This is a genomic window from Agrobacterium vitis (assembly GCF_013426735.1).
Lineage (GTDB): Bacteria > Pseudomonadota > Alphaproteobacteria > Rhizobiales > Rhizobiaceae > Allorhizobium > Allorhizobium vitis_D.
The window spans coordinates 305,309-322,500 of record NZ_AP023272.1; the positions used below are offsets into that span (position 1 = coordinate 305,309).

Here is a 17,192-nt window from a genome sequence, read left to right on the forward strand (position 1 = left end):
GCTGTGATGGGAGTGACATAGCACAGGTCGGTGCTTGCTTAACCCCCCTCTGTCCTGCCGGACATCTCCCCCTCAAGGGGGGAGATCATATGGGGCTATTTCCCAATTTCTATAGCCACCTATTCATTTTCCTGACTGAAGGCAAAAAAGGCATGAAAGGCAAACCCCAAGTCGATCTCCCCCCTTGAGGGGGAGATGGTCGGCAGACCAGAGGGGGGTGACCCTTGCTCCGACAGATTAGACTGCCTTATCCAGCCCCGCAGCCTTGGCCATGGCCTTCAACGAGGCAAGGCCCAAGCTTTGGTAATCGTAAGGATTGCGCACATCCGGGTCCTGCTCGGCCTCAATCACCAGCCAGCCTTCATAGCCATGTTCACCAGCAATTTTCAGCACGGGTGGGAAATTCACGCCACCTTCGCTATCGCCCGGCACTGTGAACACGCCACGGCGAACACCTTCAAGGAAGGAGAGCTTTTCATCGCGCACCTGCTTGGCAATGACGGGCCGGATGTTTTTGGCATGGATATGGCCCACGCGGCCCATGTAATTGGTTGCCACGCGTTCCGGGTTACCGCCGCCAAACAGGCAATGGCCGGTATCCAGCAGCAGCTTGGCATGTGGACCCGTGTTGGCCATCAGCTTGTCGATTTCTTCTTCACTCTCGACAATCGTGCCCATGTGGTGGTGATAAACCAGAGCAATGCCCTGAGCCGCCGCAAACTCGGCCAAGGCTTCCACGCCTGCGCCAAACGCTGCCCACTCACTATCCGCCAGTTTCGGGCGATCATTCACCGGCTTGCCATCATCGCCATGGATAGCATTCGATGTTTCGCAAACGATAATCACTTTGCTGCCCATGGCCTTCAGCAGGTCCAATGCTGGCTGCATCGCCGCCTTTTCGTCTTCAATCGAATTGGTCAGCAGGTTCAGCGAATGCCAGCCGGAGACATAGCGCAGGCCGTGTGGCTCCAGAACAGCTTTCAGGGCTGCTGGCTCCTGCGGGAATTTGTGTCCCTTTTCAATGCCGTCGAAACCGATTTTGGCGGTTTCATCAAGGCATTGGTCGAGGCTGATATGGGCACCCAGCGTGCGGTCATCGTCATTGGACCATGCAATCGGGTTGGTTCCGTAGAGAATCATCTTAATGTCTTTCCTTGAGCGCTGCCTCGTAGCGGGCGCGAGCCTGTTGCACTTCATCTCTAGCTGAGACTTCTGGCACCGCCACATCCCACCAGTACCCGCCAGCTTCAGGCGTTGGGTAAGGATCGGTGTCGATGACGATGACGGTGGGCCTTGTGGCCCCGCGGGCGCTGGCCAAAGCGGCTTCCAGCTCGGCAATGGTTGTGACCTTGCTGGAATCGGCACCCATGGAGGCAGCATGCGCGGCAAAATCGATCTGCGGCGCATGGATATGTGAGGTGTGGGCGTAGAGATTGTTAAACTCGGCCCCCCCGGTGCCCATTTGCAGGCGGTTGATGCAGCCGTAACCCCGGTTATCGGTGATGACAACGGTGATTTTGACGCCCAAAGCGCAAGCGGTGACCAGCTCGGAATTCATCATCATGTAAGAGCCGTCGCCGACCATGACGATCACGTCACGCTCCGGCTCGGCCATCTTGATGCCCATCCCGCCGGCAATCTCATAGCCCATGCAGGAGAAGCCATATTCCATATGGTAGGAGAGCGGCAGTTTGGATTTCCAGAGTTGGTGCAACTCGCCCGGCATGGTGCCAGCGGCGCACATCACCACGGTATTGTCGCGAGAGGCGCGCTGAACGGCTCCAATCACCTGCATGTCGGTGGGCAGGCTGTTGCCATCCTTCGGCGGGGCGGTGACGGCATCGGCTTTGGCAAACCACTCGGCCTTGAGGCCGGCATCCGGCGCGGCAAAGCGATGATCACCCAATGCAGATGAGATCAATTCCAGACCGATTTTGGCATCCGCCACCAGCGGCAGGGCATCATGCTTGGCGCTATCGTAAGCCTGCACATTCAGCGCCAAAATCTTGCGGTTCGGGTTCTTGAACAGCGCCCACGACCCGGTGGTAAAATCCTGAAACCGTGTGCCAACACCGATCACGAGATCCGCACCCTCGCAGACCGTGTTGGCACTGGCCGCACCCGTCACGCCGACGGGTCCGAAATTCAGCGCATCATCCCAGGGCAGAGCCGATTTTCCGGCCTGGGTTTCCACCACCGGAATCTGATGTTTCTGCGCAAAATCCCGCAGGGTTTGCGTGGCACCGGAAAAATGCACGCCACCGCCTGCTACAATAACCGGGCTTTTGGCGGCTTTGATCGCTGCAATCGCGCTTTCCAGCTCAAACGCATCCGGCTGCGGACGGCGGATGTGCCAGATTTTAGGAGCAAAGAAGTTCTCAGGATAATCATAGGCCTCGGCCTGCGTATCCTGACAAAAGGCCAGTGTCACCGGGCCGCAATCGGCGGGATCGGTCATGGTGCGAAAGGCGCGGGGAAGCGCCGTTAGCAGATGTTCAGGTCGGGAAATGCGGTCGAAATAGCGGCTGACGGGACGAAAGCAATCATTGGCCGACATCACGCCATCATTGAAATCTTCCACCTGCTGCAACACCGGATCGGGTCCGCGATTGGCAAACACATCACCCGGCAGCAGCAAAACCGGCAGGCGGTTGACATGCGCCAAGGCAGCCGCCGTGACCATATTCAACGCACCGGGGCCGATAGACGAGGTCACCGCCATAGCGCGGCGGCGGCCAAGCTGTTTGGCATAGGCAATGGCGGCATGGGCCATGGATTGCTCATTCTGCCCGCGCCATGTGGTGACGCTGTCTTTCGCGCCCTGCAACGCCTCGCCCAGACCCGCAACATTGCCATGGCCGAAAATGGCCCAGACGCCTGCAATAAACGGCACGCCTTCCGGCGTCATCTGATTGGCAAGGTAGCGCACCAGAGCCTGAGCGGCTGTCAAACGCACCGTTTTCATGTGTCTCTCTCCCTGAAATTCCAAAGGCTCAAGCGTTTGAACGCGCCCGATCCCAAACCTGACACAGCGATGTGTATTTGCCCACCATGTCAGCAATCGCATCATCATCCGATAGTGTGCCAGCTAACCACTTGCGGGCCGCATCGCCAAAAATGGTGCGGCCAACGGCAAAGCCCTTGACCAGATCAAAGCTGGCTGCCGTTTTAAAGCTCTCCTCCAGCTCTGCGGCTGGCGCATCCAGACCCAGCACAACAATGCCCCGCGTATAGGGATCGTTGCGAGAAATGGCGTCAACCGCCTTGCCCCAAGCCCCGGCAGTTTTCATCGGTTCCAGCTTCCACCAGTCGGGATAGACGCCAATATCGTAGAAACGCTGGATAATGGTAGCCGCAGTGTCATCGTCCGTTGGCCCAACCTTGGAAGGGATAATCTCCAACAGCATTTCAAGCCGGTTACGGCGTGCAGCCGTGAAAAGACGTTTTACCGTATTTTCTTGTTGTTCTTTCAAACCCGCATCATCATCGGGATGATAGAAGCACAGCACCTTCACCACATTTTCAACTGGCCATTCGGTAAGGCCACCGAAATCTTCGCCCAGTTCCGGCTCCAGTGTCAGCGGGCGCGAGCCCGGCCATTCCACAGGACGGCCAATCCAAAGGCCAGACCCAGAGGCCTGATAGAGCGCATCGCGACCCAGACGGCTATCACACAAAATGCCATAACCGGGCTGGCCATTGGCCACCTGCTGCGCTGCTTTCAGGCAGAGCTGCTTGAAAGCCCCGATCCGCTCATGGGAAACACCAGCCTCATCGCACATGGCTTCGAGCTGCATGCGGTGATCGAAGGCAAACACCCGCATCTGCGGCCATTCTCCATCGCGGTTGGTGGACCAATGCACCTGTTCCAGTGCCGCATCCTTGCGCAAAGCCTTGTTGCGAATGCCTGTTTTGAAGAAATAATCCAGCTCTTCAAGGCTGGGATAGGCGGGCGTGCAGCCGTGGCGCGAGACGGCAAAGGCACCACAGGCATTGGCATATTTCAAGGCCGTCGGCCAATCCTTGCCCGTCAGCCAGCCTTTCAGCAGGCCAGACATAAAGCCATCGCCAGCGCCCAGCACATTGAAGACCTCAATGGGGAAGCCTTCTCCCGTCTGCCCATCATCAAGACTGTCCGGAATTGCGCCATCAAACACCACAGCGCCCAAGGCCCCGCGCTTGCACACCAACGTGGCCTTGGAAACCTTTCGCACCGCCCGCAGCGCTTCCACCGTATTGGTAGAACCACCGGCAATGTGGAATTCTTCTTCGGTACCCACAATCAGATCAAACCAATGCAGGGTGGATTGCAGCTTTGCTGTGACGGCCTGTGATTCGATAAAGCGGCTTTCGCCATCGCCATGGCCTGCCAAGCCCCAGAGGTTAGGACGGTAATCAATATCCAACGCGGTTTTGGCACCATTTTCCCGCGCCAAACGCAGCGCCTTCAACACGGCAGCTTCGGTATTGGGATGCGACAGATGTGTGCCCGTGACGCAAACACAGCCGGATTCGGCCACAAACGCCGGATCAATATCATCCTCGCACAACGCCATGTCGGCGCAGTTTTCGCGGTAGAAAATCAGCGGAAACTGGTGCTCATCGCGAATGCCCAGCAAAACCAGAGCTGTTAACCGCTTGGGGTCCGTCTTGACGCCGCGCACGTCCACGCCTTCGCGCACCAGCTGTTCGCGGATAAAGCGACCCATATGCTCATCGCCCACGCGGGTAATGAGGGCAGACTTCAAACCCAATCTGGCGGTACCAGCGGCAATATTGGTCGGGGAGCCGCCGATATATTTGTTAAAGGAGGCCATGTCTTCCAAACGGCCACCCACTTGCGCGCCGTAGAGATCAACGGACGAACGGCCGATGGTGATCAGGTCAAGTTTTGGCACGCTATCCTCCTTGGACGCGGCAGAGCTTGTTTTGCCTGCCGTCAATGACCCCACTCCCGGAAGGTCATTCTATTATTGCTTAAAAATGGACTATATATTCTATTTTTAAGCCCATCAACACAAATGTTCAGTCCTGTTGTCGGGCCGTTCCCACCGCAACCGACAGCGCGATGGCCAGACAGAGCGTGGCGGACAGTGAGCGGAATGCGCCAAAATCCACCTCGGCGACTGAGAGGGTTATTACCCCTAGTTTGCGTAGGGGATTGACCACCGTATCGGTAATCGCCACCACGGAAATGCCCCGCGCTGAGACTTGCTCAACCAGATCCAGTGTCTCGGTCGAATAGGGCGCAAAGGTAATGGCCAGCATCACATCACCATCGCGGATGGCATGCTGGCTTTCCAGCTTGCCAACGCCACTGTGTAGCATGGCCGGAACTGCCATTTTTTCAAAGGCATAGGCGATATAGCTTGCCACCGGAAAAGAGCGGCGCAACCCAACAATATGGATCATTCCAGCCGTGCTGAGGCAGGTCACGGCCTGTTCCAGCAGGTGCGGATCGACCGTTTGCAGCAATCCTTCCAGCGACACACGCCCCGCCTCAACAAATTCCGCCAAAAGCGCCGATGGGCTGCCAGATGCGGTTTCTCGCAAATGATGCAGACGGGTGGAATAATCCGGCCAGCCCCCGACAAGAGAGTCCCGAAACAGCTTTTGCATTTCGGAAAACCCAGAAAAACCAAATATTTGGCAAAACCGCATAAAGGCAGAGGGCTGCACGCCCGCTCCTTCGGCCATTTCGGCCACAGTCGAGACAGCGATGCGGTCCTTATTGGCGGCGACATAGTCCGCGCATTGCTTCAGCCGCTTGGGCAAGGTGTCAGACACCTGCAGCAGCCGTTCTTCAAAGGCTTTGATGCTATCGGGCGCGGAGGTCTCTGCAATTGTGGTGTCAGACATGGTTGGTTTATCGCCTCAAATTTTGCATCAGCGTCTTTGGCTGCGGTGGTCTAAACCGCCTTGACAGGAACACTATCCCAATCTAGCAAAATAGAACATATATTCCAAACGAGGATTGCCGCAACAGCTGACACCTGTCAAAAACTGCGGTGGGTTTGAGAGCGTTTAACGTGTCATGTGCTTGGCAGGGTCGTGCCAAGCCGGGAGGAGAACATCATGGTAAAGAAACTGGCCCTTCTGGGCGCAGGCCGAATCGGCAAGGTGCATGCCAAGGCCATTGGCGAGGACAAGCGCGCGCAATTGGCCGCTGTGGCGGATGCTTTCCCTGAAGCTGCCAAGGCGATTGCCGATGCCTATGGGGCCGAGGTCAAGACCATTGAAGAGATCGAGGCCGATACCTCGATTGATGCGGTGTTGATCTGCACCCCCACCAACACCCATTCAGACCTGATCGAGCGGTTCACTGCCGCTGGCAAGGCCGTGTTCTGCGAAAAGCCAATTGATCTGGATGTGAAGCGGGCCGAGGCCTGCGCCGAAGTGGTGCGCACCAATGGCGGAAAGGTCATGCTCGGCTTTAACCGCCGTTTCGATCCGCATTTTCAGGCGGTGCGCAAGGCGATTGACGATGGCAAGATCGGCAAGGTCGAGATGGTCACCATCACCAGCCGCGACCCCGGCGCACCGCCACCAGACTATATCAAGGTGTCCGGCGGCATTTTCCGCGATATGACCATTCATGATTTCGACATTGCCCGTTTCCTGCTGGGCGAAGAAATCACCTCGGTGATGGCGTCCGCTGCCGTGCTGGTGGACCCGAAGATTGGTGAACTGGGCGATTATGACAGCGCAAGCCTTGTGCTGACTACAGCAAGTGGCCGTCAAGCGATCATTTCCAACTCGCGCCGCGCCACCTATGGCTATGACCAACGCATTGAAGTGCATGGCTCGGAAGGCTCGGTGGCGGCTGAAAACCAGCGTCCGGTTTCCATTGAGATCGCCACCAAGGACGGCTACACCCGCCCGCCGCTGCATGATTTCTTCATGACCCGCTACACTGCGGCTTATGCCGCTGAAATTTCGGCGTTTCTCGATTTCATCGAGAGCGGCAAAGCACCTTCGCCATCCATCGAAGATGGCCTGATTGCGCTGAAACTGGCGGATGCCGCAGTCAAAGCTGCGAAGGAAAAGATCGTCGTGACGCTGTAATCGAGATTTTCCCCCGGAGTTTGCGATGGCGACTCCACGCAAACTCCGGGGTCAATCGCATTGGATCAAAGGTTGAGAACCGGGTTTTGGAAAAATCCGGTTATTTGCAACAACCCCGCTATACGCGGCCTACGCGACGCATGTTGCCAATCATCACTGCCTGAACATTCTTGACTGCATTATTCCTTAAATCTGACCCGATTTGAGGAGAGAATTATGCAGCAAATTTAGAGTGCTACAGCATCCTGCCAGTGGGTTTCAGCCGCGGTAAGATTTGCAAAGCAACGGATGTTTCAGGAAGATGTGCATGAAATTCACTCCCAATTTTTTCAAATTCATCAGGCTTCTCTCCGTCTTCGCTTTATCATCGGCCTCTTCCCTGGCTATGGCCGCAGAAGGACCATCACGCCTTCCAGACTGGCTGAAAGACCACGTGGGGGAAGGAACCGGCCAGATCGCCCCTGTCGTCCTGGAGAGGGCGCGTGCGCTCTATCTCGCTAGAGTGGCGGAAGGCAAGGTCAGCAACGCATGTTATTTCGCGATGGATGCCACCCGGCCAAACGACCGTACTGACGGCACCTCCGGAGGCCGCTTCTATGTCATCTGTGAAGCGCAGCGATCCTTTCGGGTCATATCAGCGGGACACGGTGGCGGGCGCAATCTCGCAGGCACCGTCAATTTCTCAAACGGGCGAGAATGCGCCAAGAACTTTGGTAATGCCCTGGATTCAAATCTGACGGCGGGCGGCGCTTACATTACGAGCGAAATCAAGACGACGTTCAAAGGCTATTACCGCACCTCAGCCAATCAGGAATCTTTCCTGACGCGGTCTTTCGTACAGTTCGATGGAACCGGTGAGACCGCCAATGCCCGCCAACGCGCAATTGGCGGGCATGCGGCGGCATTGGTCTCGGGAATTTGCATGCTGAAAAAGCCTGACAGCACCTATGCCAATCGAGACGGCTATGTCCCACGCGGTAATCTCGTCACCTACCCCGCTGGCCGCAGTGACGGTTGCACAAGTTGGTCTCCGGACGACGCGCCCCAAGTCCTGTCACTGGTCAAGGATAACCCGACGACCCTCTACATCTACCCTGAGTCGCGAGACATCAACGCAGTTTCCCGGGACTTGGCAGCAGGCAGGTCCTCCTCAGGGAACCGGACTTATTGGAATAACGCCTGCTTGAAAGAAATTGGCTCCCCGACGTTCTGGCCAAAGGAAAAGCTCGAGCCGATTATCGCTCAATACAAGCAGGATCATCCCGCGCCTCCACCCCGTCCAATCCCGATCTGCGACGTGCCATCTCATTGATTGCCGATTGTCACCGACAATTGGTTAGAAGCAGATATTAAAATGCTACAGCGCTGGCTTAGCCGTCGATTTGCGCGGAATAAGCGTTGGGGCCGAGATCCGTATCCTGTCTTCAGCCGAAACCGTCTCACTCAGCAATAGATCCAAAGCATGCGATGCGATCTGGTCGAAGGGAACCCGAACCGTTGTCAGCGGAGTGGGGAGATGAGTGACAATCGGAATGTCATTATATCCGACCACGGAAACCTCTTTGGGTACGGAAATTCCGAGGCGCGAAAGGCCTGAGAGCGCACCGATAGCCGTGTTGTCATTGACGGCAAAGATTGCTGTCGGACGGTTGTCCAGCCGCATCAGATATTCAGCGGCTTCCGCGCCCGCGTCGAGCCCGAAGGTCGATGGAACAATTGCGTCTGGAAATACCGGAATTCCTGCTTCGTGCATTGCCTGCCTGTAGCCTTCCACCCGCCCAACCGCGCTTGAAGCATAAGATGGTCCTGCAATCACCCCAATATGACGATGGCCCAGGTCTATCAGGTGGCGTGTTGCCAAGTATCCCCCCAACCTGTCATCGCCAACGGAACAGAGGCTGGCCCCAGCCGTGCGAAGAGCGAAGACATGAGGTACTCCCCGAGCGATGAGGTCGTCAGCAAAATCATCATCCAACCGCGCCGTCGAAAGGATGAGCCCATCCACTCCGCGGTTCAAAAGTGATTCGGCAGCAAGCCTGTCGGCCCTGGGCTTGTCATCGGTTGTCGCGACAATGGCAAAGCGACCGCTTCTGCTACAGGCCTTGGCCAGCGACTCGTAAAGCATGGCCATGACCGTATCGGTCAAGCGTGGCACGATGATGCCGACAGTCATCGTGCTACCGCGCCTCAAGCTCGCCGCCGAGATATCCCGCACATACCCCATCTCTTCTGCAATCTTGCGGACGCGGCGAGCTGTTTCGTTGTCAGAACGGGGAAGACGTTCATCGAGAATGCGCGATACCGTCGATTTTGAGACACCGGCAGCCGACGCAACATCGAGAATTGTCACCCGTCCCAGACGACCCGCATCTTCGGTCCTTACATTCATTCGAGGTTCTCCGCTGACAGCCCTGCGCAATTGCAGCTTCAACCATGCAATAAAAAAAATATTGACACCAGTAAAATCAGAACCGATAGTGGGAACGTTCCCATTAACGATCCTATCGCCGGTCGCTAAAGCGGGCGGCGGCTATCTGAGGAGGAGATACCCGATGCAACCGATGGATATGAGAGGGCTCAGCCCGGCACCAGTCACTGCTTTCACCCGAGATGGTGAGGTGGATTATGCTGCCAATACCCGCATCGCCAAATGGCTTGCGGGAATGGACGGCGTGAAAAGCCTTGTCATTCTTGGCCATGCTGGCGAAGGTACTTTTTTGACGGAAGAAGAGCGATTGAAGCTCATCCGCACCTATGTAGAGGCCGTCGATGGTCGGATTCCGATCATTGCGGGCATAACCGGCGAAGGCACGCGGGTCGCAGCGGAAGAAGCCAAGAAGTGCAAGGCCGCCGGGGCAACTGGCGCACTGGTCTATCCTAACCATGGTTGGCTCCGGTTCGGCTTCCAGAAGGGCGCCCCGCAGGATCGCTACAAGGCGATCTGGCAGGAATCCGGTCTGCAATGCATTCTCTTCCAGTATCCGGATGCGACGAAAGCGTCCTATGACCTGGACACCCAGCTCGCAATCGCGACCCAGGATGGCGTCGTTGCCACCAAGAATGGTGTGCGCAACATGAAGCGCTGGTATGTTGAGATCCCGGAGCTCAAAAAGGCCAATCCCAACCTTCAAATCCTGAGCTGCCACGACGAGTGGTTGCTGCCGACCATGTTCGATGTTGACGGCTTGCTCGTCGGCTACGGAAATATCGCCCCTGAACTCCTGATCGACCTGATCAAGGCGGGCAAGGCGCAGAACTACCCCGAAGCACGCAAGCTCTTCGAGCAGCTCCTTCCGGTTACCCGAGCCGTGTACCATCGGGGTTCTCACATGGAAGGCACCGTGGCTCTCAAGCTCGGTCTCGTCCATCGTGGTGTTCTGGAGCACCCCACAATCCGCGAGCCTCTGAAGAATCTCGGTGAGAAGGCCGAAGCTGAAATCTTTGCGGCCTTCGATGCTGCCGGAATCGGTCGCGTTGAGCAACTGATGGCGGCCGAATAGTCCGCAACTCCCCGCTTGTCATACCAAGGCGTGAGGATGCTCTCGCATCTTCGCTTTGCTGGCAACAAAGGAATACGAACGGTCATTTCAATGATCGTTCGTATCAGGCGGGGGCATTCCAAGGGGAGGATATTGCGGCCGCATCTGGGAGTGATGCATCGCATCCGCACCGACTGCTATGCTTGGTGCGTACCTCACCGTGAAGAGCCGCGTCTTCCGGATTCTCGGTCATCCTGTGTCCAAATCCAGAAGTCGAGACGATCAACGCGTAGGTTCGACGCCGGCTGGGAGAATGAGCCAGGCAGAGGGAGGATATCATGAATATTGAACAACGGATCACGGCAGCGGCGCCGCTTGTTGACCCGCAAGCTGAAATCAGTGCGCGCCTTGAAAGGCTGCCCGTCACCCGCGAGGTTTTCTGGGCGCGGAACATTGTCGGCGCTGCAACCTTTTTTGACGGCTACACCGTCATCGCAATCGCCTATGCCATGCCGGTTCTGGTTCGCGAGTGGAACCTCACTCCGGGACAAACCGGCATGATCCTGTCTATGGGCTATCTCGGGCAGCTGATTGGCGCGGTCTGCTTCGGTTGGATGGCTGAGAAGATTGGCCGCTTGAAAGTTCTGCTGTTCACCATTCTGCTTTTTGTCAGCATGGATATCGCGTGCTTGTTTGCCGCAGGCGCCGGCATGATGATGGCATTCCGGTTCGTACAAGGAATTGGCACCGGCGGTGAAGTACCGGTCGCCAGCGCTTATATCAACGAGTTGATTGGCTCTAAAGGGCGCGGCAGGTTCTTTCTGTTGTACGAGGTCATGTTTCTGCTTGGCCTGGTGGGAGCAGGCTTGATCGGATACTTCATGGTTCCGCTCTATGGCTGGAAAGCGATGTTCGTCGTTGGCCTGGTTCCCGCAATGCTAATGATCCCGCTGCGCTGGTTCCTGCATGAATCTCCTCGTTGGTTGGTTGCCAATGGTCGGTACGAAGAAGCTGACCGTATCGTCGCCAAGTTGGAGAACAGCGCTAGGGCCGCCGGCAACGAACTGCCTGAGCCAAAAATCGTCGCCGCGCCCATGCGTCGTAAATCCGACTGGCGCGAGCTGTTTCAAGGCATTTATCTTAAGCGCACATTATCGATATGGGCCATGTGGTTCTGCGCTTATATGGTGGCCAATGGCACGATCACCTGGCTTCCGACCCTTTATCGCCAAACATTCAATCTCCCGCTTGAAACGAGTATCCTCTACGGCTTTATCACTTCGGTCGGTGGCGTGATCGCGGCTATAATCTGCGCATTGCTCATCGACAAAGTGGGACGTAAACGCTGGTACACCGGTGCGCTTCTGATCGCCCCGATCCCGCTGGTTATTCTCGCCTGGCTAGGAGCGACATCAGCCGTTCAGGTTCTCGTTCTTGCGGGACTTGCCTACGCCATTGTCCAGACGGTGACGTTTTCCCTGTATCTTTATTCCTCGGAGATCTATCCGACACGTCTGCGTGCTATCGGCACGGGCACAGGCAGCGCCTGGTTACGGCTCGGATCTTCGGCTGGCCCTATCGCTGTCGGCTGGGTTATGTCGTCGATGGGAATCCAATATGTATTCGGGGCCTTCGCGGTAATTCTGCTGGTGGGTGCTCTCGTGACAGCTCTCTTCGCGGTAGAGACTAAAGACCGCATCCTTGAGGAGCTCTCCCCCTGACGCTGCTACTCTGGATGGCTTGGCGACCACCGCCAAGTCATTTGGCGATTTTTCTACTCATGGCTCCATTTCGATTGACGTGTCCCCGATAAATTGGGCCATTTAGAACTGGAATTTTCCACTTATGATCCCTTTTGGGAAGAAGAGGAGAATTTGATGAAGGCCTCGAAGTTTACGGAAGCGCAAATCGCGTTTGTGTTGAAGCAGGCGCAGGATGGAACGCCCATTGGCGAGGTCTGCCGCAAGGCGGGGATTTCCGACGCGACGTTTTATAACTGGCGCAAAAAATACGCTGGCCTAATGCCTTCCGAGATGAAGCGGTTGCGCCAGCTCGAGGAGGAAAATGCCAAACTGAAGCGGATCGTCGCGGACCTGTCGCTCGACAAAGCTCTGCTTCAGGATGTGCTGTCAAAAAAGCTCTGAGGCCTGACGGCAAGCGTAATCTTGTCGACAGGATCAAGACGGACTGGAAGGTTTCGATCCGACGCGCATGCGCCGTCCTGAAGATCGACCGGTCCCTTTATGTCTACACGTCCAAGCGCGGCGATCAGGCCGAACTGAAGCTGAAGATCAAGGATATCTGCCAGACGCGAGTACGCTATGGCTATCGTCGTGTGCATGTCTTGATCAGACGTGACGGCTGGGTGGTGAATCCGAAGAGAATCTATCGTCTTTACAAGGAGATGGACCTACAACTGCGCAACAAGGTGCCAAAACGGCGCGTCAAAGCAAAGCTGCGATCGGATCGCACCACAGCCACCCGTTCGAACGACGTCTGGGCCATGGATTTCGTGCATGACCAACTGGCCACAGGTCGCAAGATCAGGGTTCTCACGGTTGTCGATACCTTCTCGCGCTTCTCTCCGGCGGTAGATGCCCGCTTCAGCTATAAAGGGGAAGACGTCGTGCAGACCCTCGAACGCGTATGCCGGCAGGTCGGTTACCCGGCCACCATTCGGGTGGACAACGGCAGCGAATTCATCTCTCGTGACCTCGATCTCTGGGCCTATCATAGAGGCGTCGTTCTTGACTTCTCGCGGCCGGGCAAGCCGACGGACAACAGCTACATCGAGAGTTTTAATGGCAAGTTCCGGGCAGAGTGCCTGAACGCCCACTGGTTTATGAGCCTTGACGACGCAAGGGCAAAGATGGAGGATTGGCATAGAGACTATAACGAGTTCCGGCCACACAGCGCCATCGGCAACAAGGTGCCGATTTCGCTTATGAACGGCTCATCGGCACCCACGCCAACCTGAGCCATAACCCCGGAAAATTCCAGCTCCCGCTGGCCCAAAATCCGGGTGCACTTCACTTCCTTGTAACCTATAAACTGGACTTGCCCGAAAAAAGTGGAGAGCGAAGGCTTCTTCAGGGTGTCAGCTTGAGAGGGATGCTCTCGAACTGAATTGGGCATTTGTAGCCCAAGGAGGAATGTCTTCTTTTTGGATTATAGAAGGCGTCGATGTATTGTCCAATGGCGATTTCAGCTTGGGTCCTTGTTTTGAATACAGTTCGCCAAACCAGTTCTGACTTGATTGTCTTGAACACGGTTTCCACCATGGAATTGTCATAGCAATTGCCCTTGCCGCTCATCGACAGGATGAACCCGTGAGCTTTCAGAAGCTTTTGGTAGTCGGTCGCGCAATATTGACTACCACGGTCGGAGTGGTGAATGACATCCTTCGGCGGTCTGCGGATGGCTATGGCCCGTCGTAATGCCGTCAATGCCAGGTCCTGCTTCATTCGATCACTGGTGGCCCAGCCGATAATACGTCGAGAATAGAGATCGACAACAATGGCCAGATAGAGCCAGCCTTGCGTCGTCCAAACGTAGGTGATGTCAACACCCCACTTCTGATTTGGACCTGTGGCGGCAAAGTCCTGATCCAGAATATTGGGGGCAACAGGCCCTTTGTGATCGCTGTCAGTTGTTCTCTTGAATCGGCGTTTCTGCAATGCCTTCAAACCATTGTCATGCATGATGCGAGCAACCCTGTGGCGACCGACGCAAACCCCGTCTTCCTTCAGTTCCACCGTCATGCGTGGGCTTCCATAGGTTTCATGTGAGGTGGTGAACTGAGCCCGGATATGAGCCAAAAGAACCATGTCCGTCCTTTGCCGCAGGCTTGGTTTGCGTATGTCCCAAGCGTAATATCCGCTTTCACTGACACCCAGAAGCGTGCAGGCACGCTGAACAGGAACATTGGCCTTCTCTGCCGCAATGACCTTGAATTTCATTTCATGGTTTCCTTTGCAAAGAAGGCGGCTGCTTTTTTTAATAAATCGCGCTCCTGACGCAGAATTTCATTTTCCTTGCGAAGACGCGCCAGTTCCTTGGCAGTATCTTCGTGTGGTCCAGAAAGCAGGTCGGCTTCCTTGTGGGCGCTCACCCATTTCCCAAGCGTCGAGAGCCCAACGCCAAGATCATCGGATATTGCACGCAACGGCCTGCCGCTGGTGCGCGCAAGTCGGACAGCCTCAGCTTTGAAAGCATCTGTGAACTTGGCGTGGCGGCCGGGTGAATTCTTCTTCGTGTTCGTCATAGGGCGAAATCCTATCAAAGGTTAGGGATTCGCTCTCCACTTCTTCCGGGCAAGTCCAAACAGAGCTGAAAGCCCGGGGATCTCATTCCCCAAACGCAAAAATCCCGCAGCATTTAAGGCTACGGGATTTTGTGTAACTATTGGTTGCGGGGGCAGGATTTGAACCTGCGGCCTTCAGGTTATGAGCCTGACGAGCTACCGGGCTGCTCCACCCCGCGTTATATATTGTTATTCGTTAACGGAATAAGGGTCGCTTGAGCGACCCTTTATGTTTTCGGCTGGGCCGATGTTTTTGAGAGAAGATGATTGATTTGAGTATGAACATTGCGCTTAGCAGACCTGGCAGCGACCTACTCTCCCGCGTCTTAAGACGAAGTACCATTGGCGCAGGGGCGTTTCACGGCCGTGTTCGGAATGGGAACGGGTGCGGCCGCCCCGCCATGACCACCAGGTCAGCTAAGGGCAATGTTGATGCTTCGCATCAACATTGTTCCCTTTTCTTTGGCAAACCTTTCTTCAACACTGACGTGTTGAAGGGTGCCAAAGGACCATACGGAACCGTATTGATGCTTTGCATATTTGAGAAGCTGGATTTTTTATGAACACGTCTTTTTTCGTTTTCGTGGCACTCATCGGACAAAGTCCGCAAGGCCAAGGGCCGTCGCACCTGATGGTGCTGGCCGTCCGCAGCGAAGGCTCAAAGAGCCGACAGCGTCAGGACAAAACAGATGGCATCATCAAAGCCGAAGGCTTTGATGAGCATGGTCAATGAGAACGATTAAGCCAATCGAGCTATTAGTAACGGTAAGCTTCGCAGGTTACCCTGCTTCCACACCCGTCCTATCAACGTGGTCGTCTTCCACGGCTCTGATAGGGAATACTCGTTTTCAGGTTGGTTTCCCGCTTAGATGCCTTCAGCGGTTATCCATTCCATATATAGCTACCCTGCTATGCCGTTGGCACGACAACAGGTCCACCAGAGATATGTCCATCCCGGTCCTCTCGTACTAGGGACAGATCCTGTCAATATTCCTACACCCACGGCAGATAGGGACCGAACTGTCTCACGACGTTCTGAACCCAGCTCACGTACCGCTTTAATTGGCGAACAGCCAAACCCTTGGGACCTGCTCCAGCCCCAGGATGCGATGAGCCGACATCGAGGTGCCAAACAACCCCGTCGATATGGACTCTTGGGGGTCATCAGCCTGTTATCCCCGGCGTACCTTTTATCCGTTGAGCGATGGCCCTTCCACGCGGGACCACCGGATCACTATGACCGACTTTCGTCTCTGCTCGACTTGTCAGTCTCGCAGTCAGGCGGGCTTATGCCATTGCACTCGACGACCGATTTCCGACCGGTCTGAGCCCACCATCGCGCGCCTCCGTTACTCTTTCGGAGGCGACCGCCCCAGTCAAACTACCCACCATACACTGTCCCGGATCCGGATAACGGACCGCGGTTAGACATCCATGACGATAAGGGTGGTATTTCAAGGATGGCTCCACTCGAACTGGCGTCCAAGCTTCAAAGCCTACCACCTATCCTACACATGCCGACACGAATGCCAGTGTAAAGCTATAGTAAAGGTGCACGGGGTCTTTCCGTCTGACCGCAGGAACCCCGCATCTTCACGGGGAATTCAATTTCACTGAGTCTATGTTGGAGACAGCGGGGAAGTCGTTACGCCATTCGTGCAGGTCGGAACTTACCCGACAAGGAATTTCGCTACCTTAGGACCGTTATAGTTACGGCCGCCGTTTACTGGGGCTTCAATTCAAAGCTTGCACCTCTCCTTTTAACCTTCCAGCACCGGGCAGGCGTCAGACCCTATACGTCGTCTTGCGACTTCGCAGAGCCCTGTGTTTTTGATAAACAGTCGCTACCCCCTGGTCTGTGCCACCCCTCTCCACTTGCGTAAAAAGGGGTCACGCTTCTTCCGAAGTTACGCGTGCAATTTGCCGAGTTCCTTCAACATAGTTCTCTCAAGCGCCTTGGTATACTCTACCTGACCACCTGTGTCGGTTTCGGGTACGGTCTATACGGTGGAGCTATTTCCTGGAACCACTCCACTGCACAATCAATCCAGTAAGACTGTACAATTTGTGTGATCCGTCACTACCACCAGGCCCACGAATATTAACGTGGTTCCCATCGACTACGCATTTCTGCCTCGCCTTAGGGGCCGGCTAACCCTGCTCAGATTAACTTTAAGCAGGAACCCTTGGTCTTTCGGCGAGGGGGTCTCTCACCCCCTTTATCGTTACTCATGTCAACATTCGCACTTCCGATACCTCCAGGATGTCTCACGACTGTCCCTTCACAGGCTTACGGAACGCTCCGCTACCACGTGCATTACTGCACATCCTCAGCTTCGGTGCAT

Annotated in this window: 12 protein-coding genes, 1 tRNA gene and 2 rRNA genes (1 of these 15 cut by a window edge); 6 read left to right on the forward strand and 9 right to left on the reverse strand. The window is 55.7% G+C overall.

The window, feature by feature from the left end:
* Positions 1 to 237 precede the first annotated feature (237 nt).
* The 4 genes from iolE to H1Y61_RS01480 form a co-directional block, all read right to left on the reverse strand.
* The gene (iolE, locus tag H1Y61_RS01465; protein ID WP_180573509.1) at positions 238 to 1,140 is read right to left on the reverse strand and encodes a myo-inosose-2 dehydratase; all 903 of its coding nucleotides are present in this window, start codon (positions 1,138 to 1,140) and stop codon (positions 238 to 240) included.
* A 1-nt stretch (position 1,141) separates the two neighbouring features.
* Entirely contained in the window at positions 1,142 to 2,965 is a 1,824-nt protein-coding gene (gene iolD / locus H1Y61_RS01470) for a 3D-(3,5/4)-trihydroxycyclohexane-1,2-dione acylhydrolase (decyclizing) (protein ID WP_180573510.1), read from the reverse strand.
* 28 nt (positions 2,966 to 2,993) lie between these two features.
* Positions 2,994 to 4,898: a bifunctional 5-dehydro-2-deoxygluconokinase/5-dehydro-2-deoxyphosphogluconate aldolase gene (locus H1Y61_RS01475; protein WP_180573511.1), complete on the reverse strand. Its 1,905-nt coding sequence runs from the start codon at positions 4,896 to 4,898 to the stop codon at positions 2,994 to 2,996.
* 127 nt (positions 4,899 to 5,025) lie between these two features.
* The gene (locus H1Y61_RS01480) at positions 5,026 to 5,859 is read right to left on the reverse strand and encodes a MurR/RpiR family transcriptional regulator (RefSeq protein WP_180573512.1); all 834 of its coding nucleotides are present in this window, start codon (positions 5,857 to 5,859) and stop codon (positions 5,026 to 5,028) included.
* A 216-nt stretch (positions 5,860 to 6,075) separates the two neighbouring features.
* Here H1Y61_RS01480 and iolG point away from each other — a divergent pair, with 216 nt between their 5' ends.
* Positions 6,076 to 7,065, forward strand: a complete 990-nt coding sequence (gene iolG, locus H1Y61_RS01485; protein WP_180573513.1) for an inositol 2-dehydrogenase — start codon at positions 6,076 to 6,078, stop codon at positions 7,063 to 7,065.
* A 307-nt stretch (positions 7,066 to 7,372) separates the two neighbouring features.
* Complete coding sequence (locus H1Y61_RS01490; protein WP_180573514.1) at positions 7,373 to 8,377, forward strand: hypothetical protein; 1,005 nt, start codon at positions 7,373 to 7,375, stop codon at positions 8,375 to 8,377.
* A gap of 45 nt (positions 8,378 to 8,422) precedes the next feature.
* Here the strand turns inward: H1Y61_RS01490 and H1Y61_RS01495 are convergent, their stop codons facing one another.
* The gene (locus H1Y61_RS01495) at positions 8,423 to 9,454 is read right to left on the reverse strand and encodes a LacI family DNA-binding transcriptional regulator (RefSeq protein WP_180573515.1); all 1,032 of its coding nucleotides are present in this window, start codon (positions 9,452 to 9,454) and stop codon (positions 8,423 to 8,425) included.
* A gap of 163 nt (positions 9,455 to 9,617) precedes the next feature.
* Between H1Y61_RS01495 and H1Y61_RS01500 the strand changes: the two genes are divergently transcribed.
* The 3 genes from H1Y61_RS01500 (at position 9,618) to H1Y61_RS01510 (ending at position 13,521) form a co-directional block, all read left to right on the forward strand.
* Entirely contained in the window at positions 9,618 to 10,565 is a 948-nt protein-coding gene (locus H1Y61_RS01500; RefSeq protein WP_180573516.1) for a dihydrodipicolinate synthase family protein, read from the forward strand.
* Positions 10,566 to 10,882: 317 nt separating this feature from the next.
* Entirely contained in the window at positions 10,883 to 12,265 is a 1,383-nt protein-coding gene (locus tag H1Y61_RS01505) for an MFS transporter (protein WP_174109559.1), read from the forward strand.
* Between the two features lie 156 nt (positions 12,266 to 12,421).
* A protein-coding gene (locus H1Y61_RS01510) for an IS3 family transposase (protein WP_409363953.1) occupies positions 12,422 to 13,521 on the forward strand; the annotation gives its coding sequence in 2 pieces (ribosomal slippage) (positions 12,422 to 12,674 and positions 12,674 to 13,521; 1,101 coding nt in all).
* Between the two features lie 112 nt (positions 13,522 to 13,633).
* Here the strand turns inward: H1Y61_RS01510 and H1Y61_RS01515 are convergent.
* From H1Y61_RS01515 to rrf, 3 genes are all read right to left on the reverse strand, one after another.
* Positions 13,634 to 14,808 (reverse strand): IS3 family transposase gene (locus H1Y61_RS01515; RefSeq protein WP_235680773.1). Its coding sequence is split into 2 segments (ribosomal slippage): positions 13,634 to 14,532 and positions 14,532 to 14,808, totalling 1,176 coding nucleotides; the frame shifts between segments, so codons are not numbered across the junction.
* A 141-nt stretch (positions 14,809 to 14,949) separates the two neighbouring features.
* Positions 14,950 to 15,026 (reverse strand) — tRNA-Met (locus tag H1Y61_RS01520).
* 119 nt (positions 15,027 to 15,145) lie between these two features.
* Positions 15,146 to 15,260: ribosomal RNA gene (gene rrf / locus H1Y61_RS01525) — 5S ribosomal RNA — on the reverse strand.
* Positions 15,261 to 15,406: 146 nt separating this feature from the next.
* Between rrf and H1Y61_RS01530 the strand changes: the two genes are divergently transcribed.
* Positions 15,407 to 15,580, forward strand: a complete 174-nt coding sequence (locus tag H1Y61_RS01530) for a hypothetical protein (RefSeq protein ID WP_174113773.1) — start codon at positions 15,407 to 15,409, stop codon at positions 15,578 to 15,580.
* Positions 15,581 to 15,582: 2 nt separating this feature from the next.
* Here H1Y61_RS01530 and H1Y61_RS01535 read toward each other — a convergent pair.
* Positions 15,583 to 17,192: ribosomal RNA gene (locus H1Y61_RS01535) — 23S ribosomal RNA — on the reverse strand; it runs 1,344 nt beyond the window's last position.